The organism is Allomuricauda sp. CAU 1633 (genome assembly GCF_017313225.1).
Lineage (GTDB): Bacteria > Bacteroidota > Bacteroidia > Flavobacteriales > Flavobacteriaceae > Flagellimonas.
The window spans coordinates 389,468-408,259 of sequence record NZ_JAFLNE010000001.1 but is presented as its reverse complement, the minus strand read 5'-3'; the positions used below and the strand labels follow the sequence as shown (position 1 = coordinate 408,259).

Below are 18,792 nucleotides of genomic sequence, written 5' to 3'. Positions count from 1 at the left end.
GGTTCTGTAGGTTAATGTTATTGTCGATACAGGGTAAAGTGGCCAATGAACTCTCGGTCATCCATTTCTCCATTTAGACGAATCACGTACCAGTAATCTCCTGTGGGCAACGGTTTGCCATCGTATTCTCCGTCCCAACCTGCGGTATCCCGAGTTAAGTTTTCCACTACTCTACCATAACGATCATAAATGGTAATTAGTACATCTGGGAAGCCTTCAATATTGTCTGGAATCCACATATCATTGAGGCCATCACCATCTGGAGTAAAGAAGTTTGGCATTTCAATGTCAATGAACTCCATGAATATTTCGGCAGAGACTTCACAACCATTCTGATCAATCACAGTTACCGTGTATGTATCCGTTCTATTGATGTAAAAAGTATTATCTGTACCGTTGTCCACATCGCCAAAATAGAAGGTATAATCCTCAACACCACCTTCTGCAACAGCAGTGATTTGGTTGATGTTGTTATTTTCCAACACCAAAGTCAATGGCTCGTACCCTTCAATAGTGAAATCATAGGTGGTCATACAACCATTGGCATGTGCTATGGTGATGTAATGATCGCCTGGAGCCATATTTCTAAAGTCTGAAGACAATTGCATATCCGCTGGATCGGTAGAATCCAAAGCGTACAATACATCTGCCTCAACCGTTGGGTCTTCAAAGACAATATCCAAATAGTTGTCCGGTATGTTTCCAGTACATTCGTACATGGGCGTTACCGTAGCATTCAGGTTTACGCCAGGTTCTATTTCCACGAACACGTTGGTCTCACATCCTTGGGCATCACGCACAAATACGACGTGGGTTCCTGCAGCAAGATTTTGGAACACGGTTTGATTTGGCACAAAATCCGCATCCGCATTAGAGTTCAAGGCAGTCTCATAAGGAGCAGTACCTCCGGTAATCTGTAGTTCAAATGCACCATCGGCACTATTAAAGCACACTTCATGCATAATGTTGATGGCCTCAGCTTCTACAGGCTCTGGTTGAACTATTTCGAACTGGAAGGTCATAAAACAACCATTCCTATCCTGAGCGATTACGTCATAAATGCCAGGAGCCAAGTCTGTAAAGGTATTGTCCGTATCAAACTGGTCAAGATTTGGTGAAATGGCGTAGAAAATCTCACCAGTTCCTCCAGATACCTCAACGGTAATGGTACCATCATCCATACCCGCACAGGTAACATCAGTATAGCTTTGATTATCCACTTGAAGTGGAGCAGGATCTACAATGAGTATCTCTGGAGACACTTCAACACAATCTTGGCTGGTAACCCGCACATAATAGCTTCCAGCAGGAAGACCACTGAAGGTTCCATTGCTTCCAGGACCACTCAATAGATTGGTAAGAGCGGCATCACCAAAGAGTTCATATTGGTAATTTCCAAGTCCACCAGTTGCTTGTGCTATGATGGTAGCGGTAGATTCTCCCATACAGTTGATAAAGGCCGCAGAATCATCTATGTTGATAGTCAATGGCGGTACCATGTCAATACTCACCTGATTGGAGATTTGTGCAGCACAGCCCCCTGGAATATCGCGAACATAATATTGGTAATCCCCAGCACCCACAGAAATAGTAGCGGTATTTCCGGTCATTGGAGTCCATATGGCTTGATCTAAACTGTATTCATAAGATCCTGAGCCTCCAGCAGCCGTCAATCTGATTTCTGCTTGATTTAAACAGGTCAAAGCACTCAATTGAATCAGTGAAGCTGTTACTTCAGCAGGTTCGGCTATGGTCACTGGTAGGGTTTCTGTGCCACAATTCCAGCCATCCAATACTGTGATGCTATAGATGCCAGCACCTAAGTTGTTGAAGGTGTCCGAAGATTGTTCTCCAGAAGTGAACACAATGGTTGTTCCTGTTGGGTCATAAATATTCAACTGATATTCATAAACGCCTTCTCCACCAGCTTCATTTTCAGCCCAGATGGATGCCGTAGTATCCCCATAGCAGGTTAACATGGTGGTTGATGCTGCAATATCAGCAGTAATTGGAACAGGCTGAATTAAAGTTATAGGCTCGTTGATTACACATCCGTTGGCGTCGGTAATCTGAACATCAAAATCACCAGCGGACAATCCACTGAACAAATAGCTGTATACATCGTTTCTAGTATATACTTGTGTAGTGGTAGTATTGGTTACAACAATGTCATAAGGAGCATATCCTCCGGTAGGAGACACCAATAATTCACCTTGATCATTGGTACAGGTCACGTTGGCCACTTCTTGTGGTGTTACTTCCAATTCTGCACTAGGTGAAACAATAGTTATGGTGTTGGAATCTTCCACGCACAATGGATTGGCGGTTTCGGTAACCCGGACAAAGTAATTTCCACCTACCAATGCAGGGTCTGTTATGGACAATGGATTTGTAGCGGTGTTTCCACTTCCTGTAATACCAGTTGTAGTACCATTGGACGTGAATACTTCATAATCATAAGTTCCGGTGTAGCCCGACACATTGATTTCAAGTGTACCAGCTCCTCCAAAGCACACAGCAGGCGCGGTAGCCGTGGCTACTACATCGATTAGGTTATATGGAGCAATGGTGTATGGTGCTGTAGTCACATAACAGCCCGTAGCATCATCGGTAACCCTAAAGGTGTACGTACCTGGTGCAATCAATTCAAAAGTAGCAGTTGTATTGGTCAACACCGTTGGGGCTGATCCGTAAGGATTGCCTATTGGCAACAATTCAAAGGTATAAGTATTGGCCACATCTCCATTGTCAGAAACGGTTAATAGTACTTCTTCTGGATTAACGCAGCTTATGGCCACATTTTGGGTTACACCAACCGTAAAGGCATTAATGGTCGGTATCACTACAGCAGCCGTTGTGGTACAACCGTTGGCATCTCTGACAAAGATTGTAATATTCTGATCTACTCCAGTATCAATCACAGGGAATGTGTTTGAGGTTTGGAAGTTGATATTGTTCAAACTATAGCTATAATCTGCTGTTCCTCCGATTGGAGTAACAGTGATTGTTGATGTGTTTACTGAATTGTTCGGATTACACACAAAGTCCGTAGCCGTAGCCGTAGCCGTTAATACTGTAGGCTCGGTAATCGTAGCATCAAAGAAATCTTCACACGCCCTTGAGGAAATCACACGAACTCGGTAATCCCCAGCAGGAAGATTATCAAATATGGCACTACTTTGTGCAAAGCGATACGGTGTAACCAAATCGGACATTTCATAAAGCTCATAGGTATATACGGGATCCACCACAGAGGCAGGATTTAGCACAACCGTCAAACTACCGTCTGAACCACCAAAACAGTTTACATGGTCTTCTATGACATTGTCAATGACCGGGTCAACCTTGTCGTCCAATTCTTGGGTTACAGTAACGGTACATGGTGTGGCGGTATCATTATCAGTAATGGTGAAGGTGTACACACCAGGTTGTATAAGCCCTGTGAAGACACCAGTCGCATTTGTTATTGTTGTAACAGCATCTGGGAAAAGAACTTCATAGCTCAAGTTTGAAGAACCTCCGCTCACATTTACAGTAACTCTTCCTCCTGGATCTACCGTACAGTCTATAGGTTTTACAACGGTAGTTGTTGCTGTCATGGCATCCAAGAGCACAACAGGTCCAACCGTTGTAGTACAGGTCCACTGATCGGCTATCAGAACTTCATAAGAGCCAGCACCCAATCCAGAGAAAATAGGGTTGGTCTGCGGTGAACCCACGTTGGATCCATTTCGGATAAGTTGATAGGTATAGTTACTTCCTTGTCCGCCAGTAGTACCTACAACCTCAATTTCTCCTTGAAGGTTGGTACAATTTTCAACATTGACCTGAAGCGTTGCAGTAATTGGCGTAGGATCTGCCAATACAATGTTATTTTGTATCATTTGCTCACAACCACCAGAGTCGATGACCCAAGATTCATAGGTTCCTGGAGCAAGGGAAGCAAAATTAGGGCTGGCCACATAATCCCCAGGGCCGGTAGGCGCAGAAGTACCCACATAATAGTTGTAGCCGCCCCAGCCACCTGTTACATTGATAATTTCAATGATGCCATCATTTCCAACACAAGTTATTGGTGTAACTTGGGTAGTCCCAGTGATAGGTGCAGCAGGCCCTGCAATAGTAAATGATTCAGCATAGATGCACGCAGATCCCGGAGGGTTGGTGTCTGTAACTTCAACATAATACGTTCCAGCGGCAAGACCTGTAATGGTAAAGCTACCATCAGCATCAGAACCGGTAGTGGTAACATCATCGGCTAAGTTTGCCGGCGTGTTGTTGATGTCGTAATATAAGGTGTAGCTAGTTGCGTTGGCATAGGTTACACTTGAAGCGTCAACCAAGTTTAGTTCAACCTCACCATCCGTGGCACCAAAACAGGTGATGTCAGTAGTGTTCACGACAACCAAATCCAATACCTCAGGGTCAGCCACAGTATGTGAAACCCCAATGATACAACCCGTTATGGTATTTCTTACTTCAAAGTTATGTGTACCCACGCTCAATCCTGTGAAGCTTCCAGAAGCTTGGAACACACCAGCAGGCAATATCCTAAACTCATAATTTGCCGGGTCTGTAATTGAAGTGGTAATTGAGCCTGTTGCGGTGATGGTAATATCCTCACCAGTAACACAGGTAGCCACAGCATCCACAACAACACTCGCTGACAACAATTGATCAAAAGGAGCAATAGTTTCCGTGGTGGATCCCATACAACCATTATCGTCATAGACATTAATGGTATACACTCCACCAGCCATATTGGTTTCAATATAGACAGGGTTGGCACCTGATTGTACAACAACCGGAGCTTCTACAGGAACAGTATTTGGATCATCCTCTTCAATGAATTCATAAATCACATAGTTTCCACTTCCTCCGGTTATGGAGCCGGTATCCACAGTAATTGTGGCGTTGTTCATATTGTTTCCAGCGGTACATAAAAACTCGACAATATTGGTGTTTACATTGGCAATTGGGTCTGGCTCGTTAATGGTGATATTAAAAATATCCACAAAGCAACTGTTGTCACCAACTCCACGTACGCTATAGGTACCAGCAGGAAGATTTTCAAATGTATTTCCGTTCAATACGGCTCCGCCAGGCATCGGTGATAGTGTATAGGTCAACGGATTGATTCCTGTATCGGCCTCAATGAGTGTAATACTACCATCATTTGCTCCATTACAAGTAACATCTGTATGGATTTCGGTAAAGCTGGGTAGCGGTGCATCAGGAACTTCTATGGTTATAGTATTCGAGCAATTTGGAGGCGTAGTCCCCACATCAAATACCGTGACGGCGTAGCTTCCTGCAGCAGCTGCACCTGTCCATGTAAATGGATTGGAAGGAAGAACCGTTCTCACTTGATCATTGGCTCCAGGTCCGTCTATGATGAATTCATAGTTTCCAGAACCAGAAATGACCTCGATTTGAATTTCCGCATTAGCTGCAGCACCTGGCTCACAGTCCAAGGCAACCGTTTGAATCACGTTAAATTCCAAAGGAGGATGGATATCAAAGGTATCGGTATCGGCACAACCATTTAAATCTCTTACGGCAATGGTTTGACCCGCACCTGAACTTAAACCAGAAACGGTGTATTGGTTACTACCATTGAAGGTAAAGTTTTGATAAGCAGATCCATTTATACTTATTTGGAAAGGAGCCGAAGCCACACCGGGGTTGTCAAGTGTGATCAGAACCTCAAACAGTCCCTCATCCACACATTCATCCACAATGGTTAAAGTAATCTCAGGTCTTGGATCTTCATCAACCGTGATGGGCCTTTGGAAGATACACCCGTAAGCATCCATTACATAAACAATATAGTCACCGGCCTCCACATTGGTGGAGGTGTTGCTGATCCAACCGGCACTAGCGGCGGTAGGCGCAGGATCGGTATCCAATAGGTATTGATATTGATAAGGCGCGGTACCATATCTACCTGTAGCAGTAATAACGCCCGCATTGGGGTTACAGTTGTCGTTTTGTGGGCTGGCCACGTCCAAATCCAAAGCGTTTACCGATTCACGGATGGTGAACTCTCCACCGTTAACGGAGCATCCATTATTTGGACCGCCAACTTCGGACAACAACAAGTAATATTCACCTGGAGGCAAAGTTGCAAAGTTGTTCACGGTTACCGTTGTTGGTGCGTTTACCGACGCTGATCCGGAATAACCTGTGGTAATGTTGGATTGTTGATTGAAGATTTCATATTGCACGTCTGTTGCACCAGCATCAAATCCAGTGAAGGTAAAAGAGATATTACCATCGGCAGAACCGGTACAGCTTACATTGTTCACAACATCCAAAGTGGCCGTCATGGCAGATGGCGTATTGATGGGTGCTGCTGCCTCTTCAAAATAATAGCAGTTGGTGGTTAGGTCATATACCACAAAGGTATATGTAATACCGGGGGTCAATCCCGTAAAAGTGGCTGTATCGCCTCCTGGCGCATCAGGAGCTTGATAGCTACTAGAGTATGGAGCCACATAGTTTTCCAAAATGGCAAATTCATAATTTCCACTTCCAACGGCAGAACCTACGGTTACAATTGCTGTACCTCCGGACACACAATCTGCTGTGGCAGTACTTACATCAATATCAAGATCATTGGGTGGAGATGCAATAATTTCAGTGGTATAGGAAGCACATCCGTTGGCATCTACAACATCAATCTGATAAATACCAAATTCCAAAACGGTAAAGGTGTGGTCTCTTGCACCCGAAGTAGTGGTATATGTCTGCGGAGCAATTCCATTATTAGCCGTAAGGATATACGTATATTCTGCTGTTCCCCCGGAGATACCAGAAACGGTAATGGAACCAGGATTAGTTACACCGGACATGGAATCACAAGTAATAGGAACATCTGATGTAGTATAGATTATTGGGTCTGGTTGAGCAATTACCACCGGGAATGGAGCGGATACACAACCCTTATCATCCGTAACGGTTACTTCATAAGAACCAGCAGGCAACCCTGTGGTTTGTGTTCCGTAGTTTGTAGGACCACTGGTTTCAACCACATTGATAGTATATGGAGGAACACCTACTGAAGTATCAATAACAACATCCAAGGAGCCCGTACTTTCCCCATTACAAAGAATATCCGTAGGGATAACATTGCTAATAACTGGAGGTACAGCCGGTGTCACCACAATACTGTTGGTAACAGCCGTACAAGCTACCGGAGCTGTAGTATCTGTTACTCGGAATTGATAAGTTCCATCTGAATTGGTGGAAAACACATTTCCAGTAAATCCAGAGGCATTGTAAGTTGCCCCACCATCGTTGGACCATTCATAGGAATATGTTCCTGACCCACCAGAAGCACTTATGGTAATGCTGGCATCAGCCAAACAGGTTAGATCACTGTTCAAAAAGGCAGAAGCTGTTAATTCTGGGTTGATGGTAACACTTTGTTGAATTCCAGTACATCCAAATCCGTCACGTACATCTATGGTGTATGTTCCAGGGGCTAGATTCAAAAAGGTATGAGTTATTGCAGTGGAAGGCGTAGGGGTAATCCAAGGACCTCCATTTAGACTAAATTGATAATCTCCATTACCATCCGTAACATCCACTTGGATGGAACCGTCGTTATTTCCACTATAACACGCAGTTGGTGTGGAGGTAAAGGTTATGTTTGCTGGAGGTACAACCGTAATAACAGCATCTGTTGGATCCTCGCAAAGATTGATATCCCGTGCTCTAACAATATAATCACCGGGAGCGAGTCCTGAGAAAATATTTGATGTTTGGTATGCAACAAGCACACCACCTACATTATCTTCCAATTGGTATTCGTAAGTAGGTGTTCCACCCGTTGCTGAAGCAGTAATTGTGGCACCACCATTGCTACAGGTCATTACACTGGTCACAGAAGCTGAAGTCACCAATGGGTTGGGCTCGGTCAACGTTTGATTTAGAGTAACAGTACAAGCCGGATCTCTTAAATCTGCAATTGTTATGGTATGAAGCCCAGCGGCCAAACCATTAATAGTTATTGGACTTGCGAATTGGGCAGCAGAAACGGCACCACCATCTACCTGATAGGTAAATCCTGTTCCTGGCTCAAAGTTTTCGGCCTCAAAGGTTATGGAACCATCGGCGGCACTGTTACAGGTTAAGTTTGAAAAGGCTGTAATTCCAGCATCAAACGCATGTCCGTCCTCAACGTTTACATCAACAGTCAGGGTTCCGGCACAAACCTCAGGTATTTGGAATGCTTCAATATCATCAATGGCGATATCATTACCACCTGTAACGGCGGAATTGGTTCGGATAACAATATCCAAGTTGGCATTAGCACCAGGATTTAGGGTTACACTGTAATTCTGCCAATCGTTGGCACCATTGTTTTTAGGAACTTGTCCTGTTGTGGTACTGGCGATTACAGTTCCAACACCATCTACCAATTGAATATCAATATCAGGATCAGCACCTCCAGTTCCATTGCGCAATAGATTGAAAGCCCACAATGAAATGGTGATATCCCGGTTGGGTACTACCTCTATATCTCTTTTTGCATAGATGATTCCGTTTGGCCCCACTGCGCCGCCTACATTCATGGCCAAGAATCTACCATTTGGTAAAGCCGAATGGTCGTTTGGACTTAGCCAAGTACCATAAGGGTTTACAATATTTTGTGTTACGGAGTATTCACCATCTTGAATATGGGTGTCGATGCCCCATCCACAGGAATTTACGGAACCATTTTGGGGTTCATAGCAATAGGCGGGGTCTACTTCCGGGATGCTGGTATTGGGTCCAGTACCAAAAGTTTCCAACAACAACACACTTGGGGTTGGTGCTGAATTGCTGGTATAGTTTACCGTAACCGTGTGTGCACCAACACTTACATTGTTGAATACGTTTAGATTGGTTGGAGTATTTGGAGTTCCATCCAACGCATAGGTATAGTCAAAATCTGCACTATCCGGAGTCAAGGTAATGGTTCCTTCCCCATCACATTCGTAGTCAATAGCCGGAGTCACGTTTGGTGGTGTGGGCTCGGGGTCAATGGTTACTGTCATGGGATAAGTACAAAGATTGGCATCCCTGATATACACGGTATGGGTTCCCGGCAACAAATAGCCTATGGAACTTGCTCCATAGGTGGTTCCACCATTAAAACTGTACTCATAAGGTGCGGTACCTCCAATAGCATTGGTAATTCGAACCTCAGCACCCAACCCAGGATTACATTCTGCCAATTGCGTAACAGCCGCAGAAGCAGAAAGTGTTAAAGGCTCGGTAATGGTATAAATTTCATTGACGATACAGTTATTGGCATCCCTTACCCTGATGTTGTAACTGCCCGCAGCTTGGTTTACAAAGGTATTTGAAGCTTGATAGGTAGCCCCATTGTTGATACTATATTGATAAGGCGCCTCACCACCTGATGCGGTGATGGTAATGGTAGCTTGCGCTTCCCCACTACACAAAATTCCTGAATCAGCCACTGAAATGGCCAAAGGCGGATCTTGGACAATGGTTATGTCGTATGTGGCCTCACAATATCCAGCACCACCATTGTTATCACGAACATATACGTCATAATCTCCAGCACCGGTTACCGTAACGGGGTTGGTGGCTGAAAAATCGCCGGCATTTGGGGTAACGCCATCAGCAACAACGGCATAAACATAGTTTCCATCACCACCTGCAGCAGTGATGTTAATGTCCGTGTCTGTTGTACATGCTGTAATGTTTGGTGCAGAAGCCACAACGCTTAACTCAGGATCAATAGTGATAGATGCAGAATCCACACAGGTGTTTCCATCCCGCACTTGAATGGTGTATGACCCAGGCCCTAGCCCAGTAAACACATTGCTAGCTCCAAACGGACCACCATTTAGGCTATATTCATAATTTCCATCTCCACCCGAAGTAACATTAGCGGTTAGCGTTAGTCCTACAGCGTCATCGTAACAAAGATCATTAGGTACAATGGCCAAAACAGGAGGTATGGCATCTATAATGTCAAAAGTATCCGTAAAGACACAACCATTTGCGTCTGTAACGGTATAGGTATAAGTTCCCCCGATGGTCAAGTTGTTGAACAAACCATTGGCTTGTGGACCAAAAGTTGCTGGCCCGACAGTAATTTCATAACTGTAACTTCCCCATCCACCTGAAGCGGTTATGGTCGCAGACCCAGGTGAAGGACAAGTGGGTTGTGTAACCGAAGCCGTAGCTGTTAACGCTGAAGGAGGGGCATTGATGGTTACATCGGCAGTATCGGTACAGTTGGTAAAATTGTCAGTAACGTTAATGGTATAGGTTCCAGCGGCCAATCCGCTTAAGGAAATTGTACCATTGGTCTGAGCAGTTCCAGAGAATGTGGCCGGACCCGTTACGGCATAATCATAATCGGTGTTGAAGTTACTTACGGTGTATAGCAATTCTCCATCAGTATCTCCAAGGCAGGTAATATTACTTACGAGTTGTCCCACTACAGCAATTTCCGTAACTGGATCTATGGTGAAAGATTCATCATAGGTACAACCTTTGTCATCGGTCACTCTGAAGATGTAGGTGTCGGGAGCCAATCCATCAAAATCGGCGGAACCCCCAGAAGTTGAGGTCGCAGCAATGGCAGAAGGCGCAATAATTTCAAAAACAAAAGGGGTGTTTCCACCAACTACAGAGACTGTCACATCTGAGGTGAACGAAGGACAACTTGGGTTGGAAGCCGTAAAGGTTAAATCCGTTGGAGGATCCAATGGATCTAGAGTGATTGGATTTGTATCGAAAGTACATCCGTTATCGTCCCTAATGGTAATGGTATAGGTGCCGTTGGTCAATCCTGAAAAAGTTTCAGCTCCGGGACCGCTTACAAAATTGACACCATCTATGCTGTATTCATACGGAGCGGTTCCACCAGTCACGTTTTGAGCCTCAATGATACCATCTTGTAGACAAGTATAGTCTTGGATCAAAACAGCTGTACCAGAAATGGCCGTAGCGGGAGCTGAAATGCTGCTATACTCAAAATAATCACAGGAAGCACTACCTTTTCTTTGGTTAATGACCACAACATAATCCCCATTGGTCAACCCAGGGAAATAACCAGATGCATTGGTGGCGATGGCATCAACCAAGTTATAGTTTTCTTCATCAAAGCCAGTGGCATCGAACAAATAATACGTAAGTTGATACCCATTGTCATTCACTAGGTTGAACTGGATGGACCCAGAGGCCTCCCCGTTACATAGTACATCATTAACCGTAGTTGCATTGTACTCTGCCGCAGGTCTAAATTCAATGCTGACTGTGTTTGAAATGTCATAGCAGTTATTGCGATCTACTACCACAAAGGTGTAGTCTCCTGGATCATAAATGTCGAAGATTTGACTGGTTTGATATTCAGAAGCAGGAATATCATTTACTGTGGGATACGATATTTGTGTAATGCCATTATCATCAACAAAGGACCAGATGGCATAAACATGTGGTGTTTTTCCACCGGTGGACTCCATTTGTATATTACCTTCCCTACATGTGATATGTTGGGAAATTCTAGCTTCCAGCTCTAAATCCGATGTGTCCTCAATGGTAACTTGCTCTGTATAATCACAACCATCATCAGTTGTTACAGAAACGTCGTATACACCATCACTTAGATTTTCAAAGGTATAGTTGTTGTCAGATGAAGGACCATAAGTGTCCACCACAGTTCCACCCTGGGAAATTTCATAATAGTATTGTGCCTCAACATTGAGTATGGAAATTGAAATTTCACCAAGACCGTTACAATCAACTTCCTGAGGAACAACATCCACTTGAAAATCTCTTCTAAGAATACCAATGTTGTCCAGAATAAATACACAACCATCAGTAACGCCCTGTTGTCTCATTTCAACGGTATAGGCACCGTTGTTGGCAATACTAAAGCTTGGACTTGTTTGGTAGGGAAACAACACGTTTCCTGTGGACTGATCTATAAGTCTGTACTCATAACTGGCCGGCATATTGGTCACGGTGATGTTTCCGTCCGTGTCACAAATAATATCTTCCGAAGTATACTGAGGATTCAATGGGTTTTTGTAAATGTTGAAATAAAATCTACTGAAACATCCATTTTGGTAGTTGATGACCAATCGATATTGACCAGAATCGGATGCCAAAAAGTCATTCCCGGTATCCACTGTGTTCCAGGTACAACCACTATTGGTATTGGCACAGTCTTGTGTTGCCGCGGCACAACTGGCTTCGTCCAGTTGCTCCCAAACAATGCTCTGGGCATCAGGAATGTTCACTTGGATCAATTCTGTATCGTTAAGGCCGCACAAAAAGATTTCGGGCAGCTCACTACCATCATTGGGGCAAACCACAATTTCTCCATCAATAGTGTTTGAAGTATCATTGATCAAAGCCGTAATAGGGTTGGATTGTACGCTTCCAAAGAGTTCTACGGTAATGATTTCCATAAAATCCTTACAAGGGTCGGCCACTTGCTTGTCCACCAAATAAGTTCCCACTTCGGCAACCAATATGGTACTAGGGTCATTATCGGCATCAGCATCGGTAATAACGGTATCCGTTCCCAAATCTATTTGGTTATTGCCGTTTTCATCCCTATACCAGGTATAGCTGTCAAAATTATCACCGGCATCCAAAAGCACATCGGTACCACAGAGTTGAACGGTTCTGCTAAAATTACAAGCACTAAGGTCGTCTAACAAGAAGTTGGTCGCTCCCGGTGTTGCAAAACCACAACCATCAAATTCAGAAACACTGGGGTCGTCCGTTATTTGGGCATTATTGATAGCTCCACTGTAGGTGGAATAGGCTAAATTTTGGATAATATCAGTACAGGCATCAATAAAATCAAAACAGTTTTCTGCCACTTGTACCCGCATACGGATGGTGGCCACGGGGTCACCTTCCTCTACTAAGCCGTCTGGTATATTGAACAAAATGGTTCGTGTGGCAGGGTCGTAGGAATAGGTTACTCCTGCGGGCATGGAGATACTTCCTTCATCTAGCGTAACATTTATGGGCAGTACGTCCCTAATGGTATAATCAACGGCGTCATCGTTTCCAATGTTTTCAAAGGAAAGCACATAGTCCAAAAATTGGCCAAGGTTTACACCCTGACCTGTAATGTCGTTTCCTCCAATGTCTTCAACGGTTTTGGTAAGGGCCATGTTGGGCTCTATGATCTCTACATCCAAAGAGGTAAAGAAAATGTCATATTTATCCTGTGTGGAGGAGGCCCTTAATGTAGCTCCGGTCTCACTGTTTGGGATAACTGTCTGGTTTGGGTTTGGAATGGTGAACAAATCTACGTCCCACCCCAAGGTATTTACACTGTTGGGGTTCCGTGTGGTAATAATATTGTCCTCAATGGTAATGTTACTGTTGAAAAAGTTGTTGGTAGGGTTAACCGTGTTTCCAAGAGTAGTAAAAGAAGCATTACTGTCGGCACGAATGGCCAATGCATCTCCTGTGATTCTATTGTCACCTTCAAGGGTGGCCACACCCAATTTGGCACGTACCGGAAATGGTGCTGGCAAAGTAGTAAAGCCACTAAACGGAATATCTACAGTCTCTCCAGATTTTACACCGGCGTATCCATCAAATGTAGTGATGAATTTTCCTGGAAGTGTTGGGTTTTCATAGACCACAACCAGAGTCCATCCCCCAGAAACACCACCTTGTACGCCACTACCTGAGCTGGCCCTAACATTGGCTACAAAATATTCTCCATCTGGATTGGCCAATCCGGTTAGGATAGAAGTTACATCCTTGTAACAGGCATATGGCGCATAGTTACCAAAATCTGAATCACCATCGCCATCAAATAAAATTTCGTCAGCAGTAAGGTCTACATAGGAGGCTCCCGGCACTTGAAACTTGACTTGGTTAAAATCAGTGCTTCGGTTAGAATCACTATAAACAGCAGACCAATATAGTCCAGCATATCGGACCAAGGAACAGTCAGTATCTGGTATGGACAGAGTAGCACTACTGGAACTGAAAGTGGTAGGGTCACTATCAATATCTATGTATTGCATGTTCAAGTTATCGTTATAAGACGAACTTGAACCCGTTGTGTTATAGGGGTCTTCGGGATCACTTCCTGAAGAATCCCGGTTTACTATATTATTGGCGATGAACGTAAGATCTCCCCTAAGTTCATTTTCATAGCGGACATCAAAAGTGTTCTTAACCTGAGAGCTACCCACCCAAGAGGTGAGTGCCATCCCAAAGAACAGCAATATTTTAAGTAAATGTTTGGCCATGGTTAGCTATTGTAGTTTGGTTTTACTCGTAGGATCCACATTTCGTCATCATACGAGGCATTTAGTTTGGAGTAGTATGAGGTTAGGGCATTGCTCCAGGTTTCATGTTTTTTGAGGTATACATATCTGTAATTGTCCTCTGGGTTTATGAAATAACTGGCATTGAGCCCCTTTGCGTTCAATTCTTTTACAAAGCGGTTGGCGCTTGATGAGTTATCAAAAACATTGGCAATGATGTAATAACCAGAGCCTACACCACCTATTCTGTAGGTGCTATAGGATGCTTTTGATTTACCGAGCTTGGTTTTGGCGACATTCTTGTGCAACACGGTATCATCATATTTTGAATCTTGCGTGTCCGCCATTGAGCTGAATCCTCCAAAACCAGAGTTTCCATCATTAACATTCATTACCCAAGCATCGCCTTGATAGGTTCCGTTCAAATTGGTATGATAGGCGGTCAACGCCTCTTTTTTCTCCTTATAGCCCTCCAAGTACACGTAGTTGAGGCCATTTTTTGGATTGGTAAAGTACCCTGCATCAATACCTTCAGATTGTAATCTTTCCACAAAAGCGGTTGCATTGTCTTCGTTTCTGAACACATTGGCAATTAAATAGTGACCGCTGGTTACATTTGGAATGGCATGGGATTTAAAATGAGTTTTTGAAGTTCTTTTGGCTCGAACGGTTTTGTCTTTTTTGACACTGGATGTACTGGCCATTCTACTTTGCGCACCATCATCATTCAGACGAATGACTTTTTTGGCCGCCGTGGTGTTGGACAAGCCATGATTGGACACTGGTTGTTTTCTTGTTGTGACCAAATCGGCACTATCAGCATTGGCAAAATAGACTTCCTTGGCCTTTTCTTCTAACTGTGGATTTTCACCACGAGTTTCGCGGCGCACCATTTTCATGACCGTTTCAAACCTTTTTTCCAAGTCTTGTCTTCTGGTCGTTTCAATGGAATCTTGACGTATGAGAAGTTCGTCTAAAATGGCATCGTTTTCAGCCAATTTATCTTTAAGCTCTGCTATTTCAAGGTCTTTTTCAGTGATGCTAAGGCTGTCTTGTGGAACATCTTCGTTTTCAACAAGTAAATCACCGTCTTGTTCCAGCATTACGCGGTCTTCCGTAAGATTGGGCGTAAAGGAGTAGGCCAAAGAGATTTCATGGCTTACCCCAAAGTTTTCAAAATTGTTGGTGAGTCCTTTTTCAACGGTGTATCCCAAAGACAGGTTTTTGTTCAAGTTAAAACCCAAACCGGCTGAAGCTCCATAGAAATCATCATAACCCGCTTGAATCCATCCCAATTTTGGCAAATCCAAGATGAGATTTCCACCCAACACCAGATTTTCCTCCCCTACTTTTCGCACACGCGCCAAGGGCATTAATCTAGCTTGTTCCATGATGCCCGCACCATTTTCGAACTGATGGGTATATTGTAAGTGACCAGAATAGGTTTTCTCAGCAAAATCGGTTACTGACTCACTGGTTTTTAGGTTGTAATCGAATAGGTTTTCTGCAAAACCACCAATGTCAAACTTTCCAAAAGAGAAGTTGAATCCAGGTTGAAAGCTTACCAGGGAACTGCTTTCCAAAGTGTTCAAGAAGGGGTCATCCTCAACGGTGTTGGCCCTATCTTGATTAAAGGCGCTTTGATAGTATGAAAAGTTGGCTCCAAACGTAAAAGTACTCTCCTCGCCCAATCGTACCCCATAGGCGTAGTTGGCGTGTACACCAAAATTGTTGAAAAGCCCTTCACGATTGGTAAACAAGCTTAAACCGACACCACTTCTATCACTTACCCTACCGCTATAACTCAAGAAGTATACCTGGTTGTTGTCATCAAAAGAGACCGATTGGTTTCTGTGAAACAAGTTGATATATGACTTGTCTTCACGAACTGTTGAAAAGGTTGGATTCAATAAAAATCTATTGAACTTCAACAGGTTCTGTGAAGGGATGTTATAGGGTACAAAGGGATCTTCTTCCTGTCCGTGAACCATTGTCGCGGAGAAAAAAAGTAGCAAGAAAGATGTAAGTAATAGTATCGGTTTTTTGGTCTGCATCGCTATTTAATAACAGTTATGGTGCCCTGCTTCAGGGCTTTTCCTCCCCGTGTGATTTTGTAATAAAAGATCATACTGGGTTTATTGAACGACATTGTGGACTGTGGCCAATTGTTTTCATACGCCGCTTGATTGAATACTTGTTCACCACGTTCATTAAAGATGGTTACAAGCACATTCTGATCTCTGGAATATGTGTTTGGTAAAATCCATAGGTCGTTAATTCCGTCGCCATTGGCGGTAATTACGTTGGGAATCGCGAACATGTCACGGTAGGTAACGGTGATAACGCGACTCACGGTACAACTGCCAAAGCTGGCCACAAGGAGATATTGGCCTTCCTCTTGGAAACCATAAGAATCTTGTGTGGCAATAAGGTTGTTTCCGGCATCGAACCATTCGTAGGAATCGGCACCACTGGCAGTGACGGTTCCTGTTTCACCTTCAATGATGATAAGGTCTGTTGGTTTGTCCAAAACAAGCAAAGACTCATCGAAAGCTCTAATGGTAACCTCATTGGAAGGTATCGGACAGTCATTGGTTTTTATTACCAGTTGATATACACCAACTCCATTTACATTATAACTTTCTGAAGAGGTATCCACAACGGTACCGTCTTTTGTCCATTCAAAGGATTGATCAGTTAAATCTTGGGAGCTGGTCAATGTTATGGCTTCACCACCTTCACAAAGAACAGTTCCATTGGCGGAGATGCTCAAGTTTTGGTTGGCAGATAGTTTAACATTTAAGGTGTTAGAAGTAGCGTTAAAGCCATCCAACGTACCATTTAATTTGTAAACACCATTCTTTTCGTGATCGGATATGGTGATGGTCTTAGAGGTTTCGCCGCTTATATTTGCGCCATCCAATTTCCATTGATAGGTAAATGCTGACTCCAGTTCAGAGGTAACATCGGTCTTTGCACCATTATCACTAACCGCATTAACGGCAGAAAGACTTATGGTAGCGTCCGTATTTTCACAATCAAAATACGCTCCAATAAATTCAATCTCCAGCTCAAAGGAATCAGGAGAAACAATGGTTGTTATTTCAGAAGTTTTAGGGTCTGATGAACAACTTCCACCGGTGTCGGTCACTTCGGCATAATATTCACCTATTTGATTGATAACCAATGAACTACCTGTAGCGTCGGTTATGGGTGAACCATCCTTATACCATTGATAGGCTGGAGCACTTGCCGTAGTACTAACGGAAAGTGTTTTAGTTTGAGAAGGCAATAGCACAATATTTTCTGCATTCGCTCTTGATACTTCAAAAGAACCTGCGCTTCTAAGAACAACCGCTGATGAACGTTCTTTACAGGTTGATGCACCGTCAATTTCTACTTCGTAACTTCCTTCAAATCCATCCACTCCGGTATTAATGGCATAGGTTGATGCTTCCAAAGTTGGACCACTGACTACATTTCCATCTTTATACCACGTATAGGTTAGGCCCATTCCGGTAATGCTGGCTTCCAATGTATATGGGCTTCCAGGGCACAGTTCTACATCATTATCCCCGTTTATGGCAACACCCAAACTACTACCATTACTAATTTCAATAGTATTGGAAAGGGTATTGGCCGAACCGGAACATACAGAACCATAATCCAGCTCAACATAATACATGCCTGGGGTAGAAACCGTTATGCTTTCCGTTTTTTGAGCTAAGAGCGTGCCACTTCTATACCAGTTGTACAGATAGGTTTCCGCATTAGGAATGTTATGTGGTTTCAAGGTTACAGAACTACCATCACAAATTTGGATAGTTCCTCCGGCAGGAATGCTTCCGCTTCCATTTTCACTGATTAGCAAGGGTAAATTGTAATCAATATAGTACATGGAATACGCGTCTGAAGCCGGACTTGTTTTAGCGGGGCTCGTACTTCGAACCCGGAATTTGTACCCTTCTCCACGAATATCATTGGGCAGGGCAAATTCAAATTCGAAATCAAAAACCGTGTTTTTGTCAGATATACGCGCCAATTCCCTCGGAGAACCGAAGTTTCCATAGGAATCGGAAAGTTCTAGAATAAACTCGTTGGAGGAGTCAACCAAAGGCGGACTCCAGGTAAAGTTCACAAAATACTCGTTAAAGCCGGCAGAAGCACATGCTGCGGTCCAGGCCGAATTACCGGCCAAGTTAGGGTTGTCAGCAGCTGTGGGTTTGTTGAGTACCTGGGCCATTACAGAAGAGGTGCCCCAAAGCATCATAGCCATAGCCAGAACAAGAATACCATACGTTGAACTACTTTTTTTCATCAGCGTTAGTTTTAAGAGGTTGAAGGCAATCTTTGCCTGTTAGTTTGTGCCCCTTAATTTTGTTAGTTCTTTGTGGCGTTGTTCTGACGCCACTTTTCCATATAGTATTCCAATAACAAATATGATTTTTATTTCGTCGAAAGGAAAGATATTGTTGTAGGGGGCACCAAAAGTGTTGTGAAATGGCTTACTTTG

General features: G+C 43.7%; 3 protein-coding genes. All 3 read right to left on the bottom strand.

What is annotated here, in order from left to right; translation table 11 throughout:
- Positions 1-17 precede the first annotated feature (17 nt).
- The 3 genes from J0X14_RS01810 to J0X14_RS01800 are packed head-to-tail and all read right to left on the bottom strand — an operon-like array spanning position 18 to position 18,597.
- Positions 18-14,261 carry a T9SS type B sorting domain-containing protein gene (locus J0X14_RS01810; protein ID WP_207096043.1) on the bottom strand — a complete coding sequence of 4,748 codons (14,244 nt, stop codon included), beginning with the start codon at positions 14,259-14,261 and terminating at the stop codon, positions 18-20.
- A 2-nt stretch (positions 14,262-14,263) separates the two neighbouring features.
- The gene (locus J0X14_RS01805) at positions 14,264-16,333 is read right to left on the bottom strand and encodes a PorP/SprF family type IX secretion system membrane protein (protein WP_207096042.1); all 2,070 of its coding nucleotides are present in this window, start codon (positions 16,331-16,333) and stop codon (positions 14,264-14,266) included.
- Positions 16,334-16,335: 2 nt separating this feature from the next.
- The gene (locus J0X14_RS01800; protein ID WP_207096041.1) at positions 16,336-18,597 is read right to left on the bottom strand and encodes a gliding motility-associated C-terminal domain-containing protein; all 2,262 of its coding nucleotides are present in this window, start codon (positions 18,595-18,597) and stop codon (positions 16,336-16,338) included.
- Positions 18,598-18,792: the final 195 nt, after the last annotated feature.

Excerpts from the sequence above, each read along its gene's own strand:
- J0X14_RS01810 (WP_207096043.1), bottom strand. The coding sequence starts at position 14,261 with ATGGCCAAACATTTACTTAAAATATTGCTGTTCTTTGGGATGGCACTC.
- J0X14_RS01805 (WP_207096042.1), bottom strand. The coding sequence starts at position 16,333 with ATGCAGACCAAAAAACCGATACTATTACTTACATCTTTCTTGCTACTT.
- J0X14_RS01800 (WP_207096041.1), bottom strand. The coding sequence starts at position 18,597 with ATGAAAAAAAGTAGTTCAACGTATGGTATTCTTGTTCTGGCTATGGCT.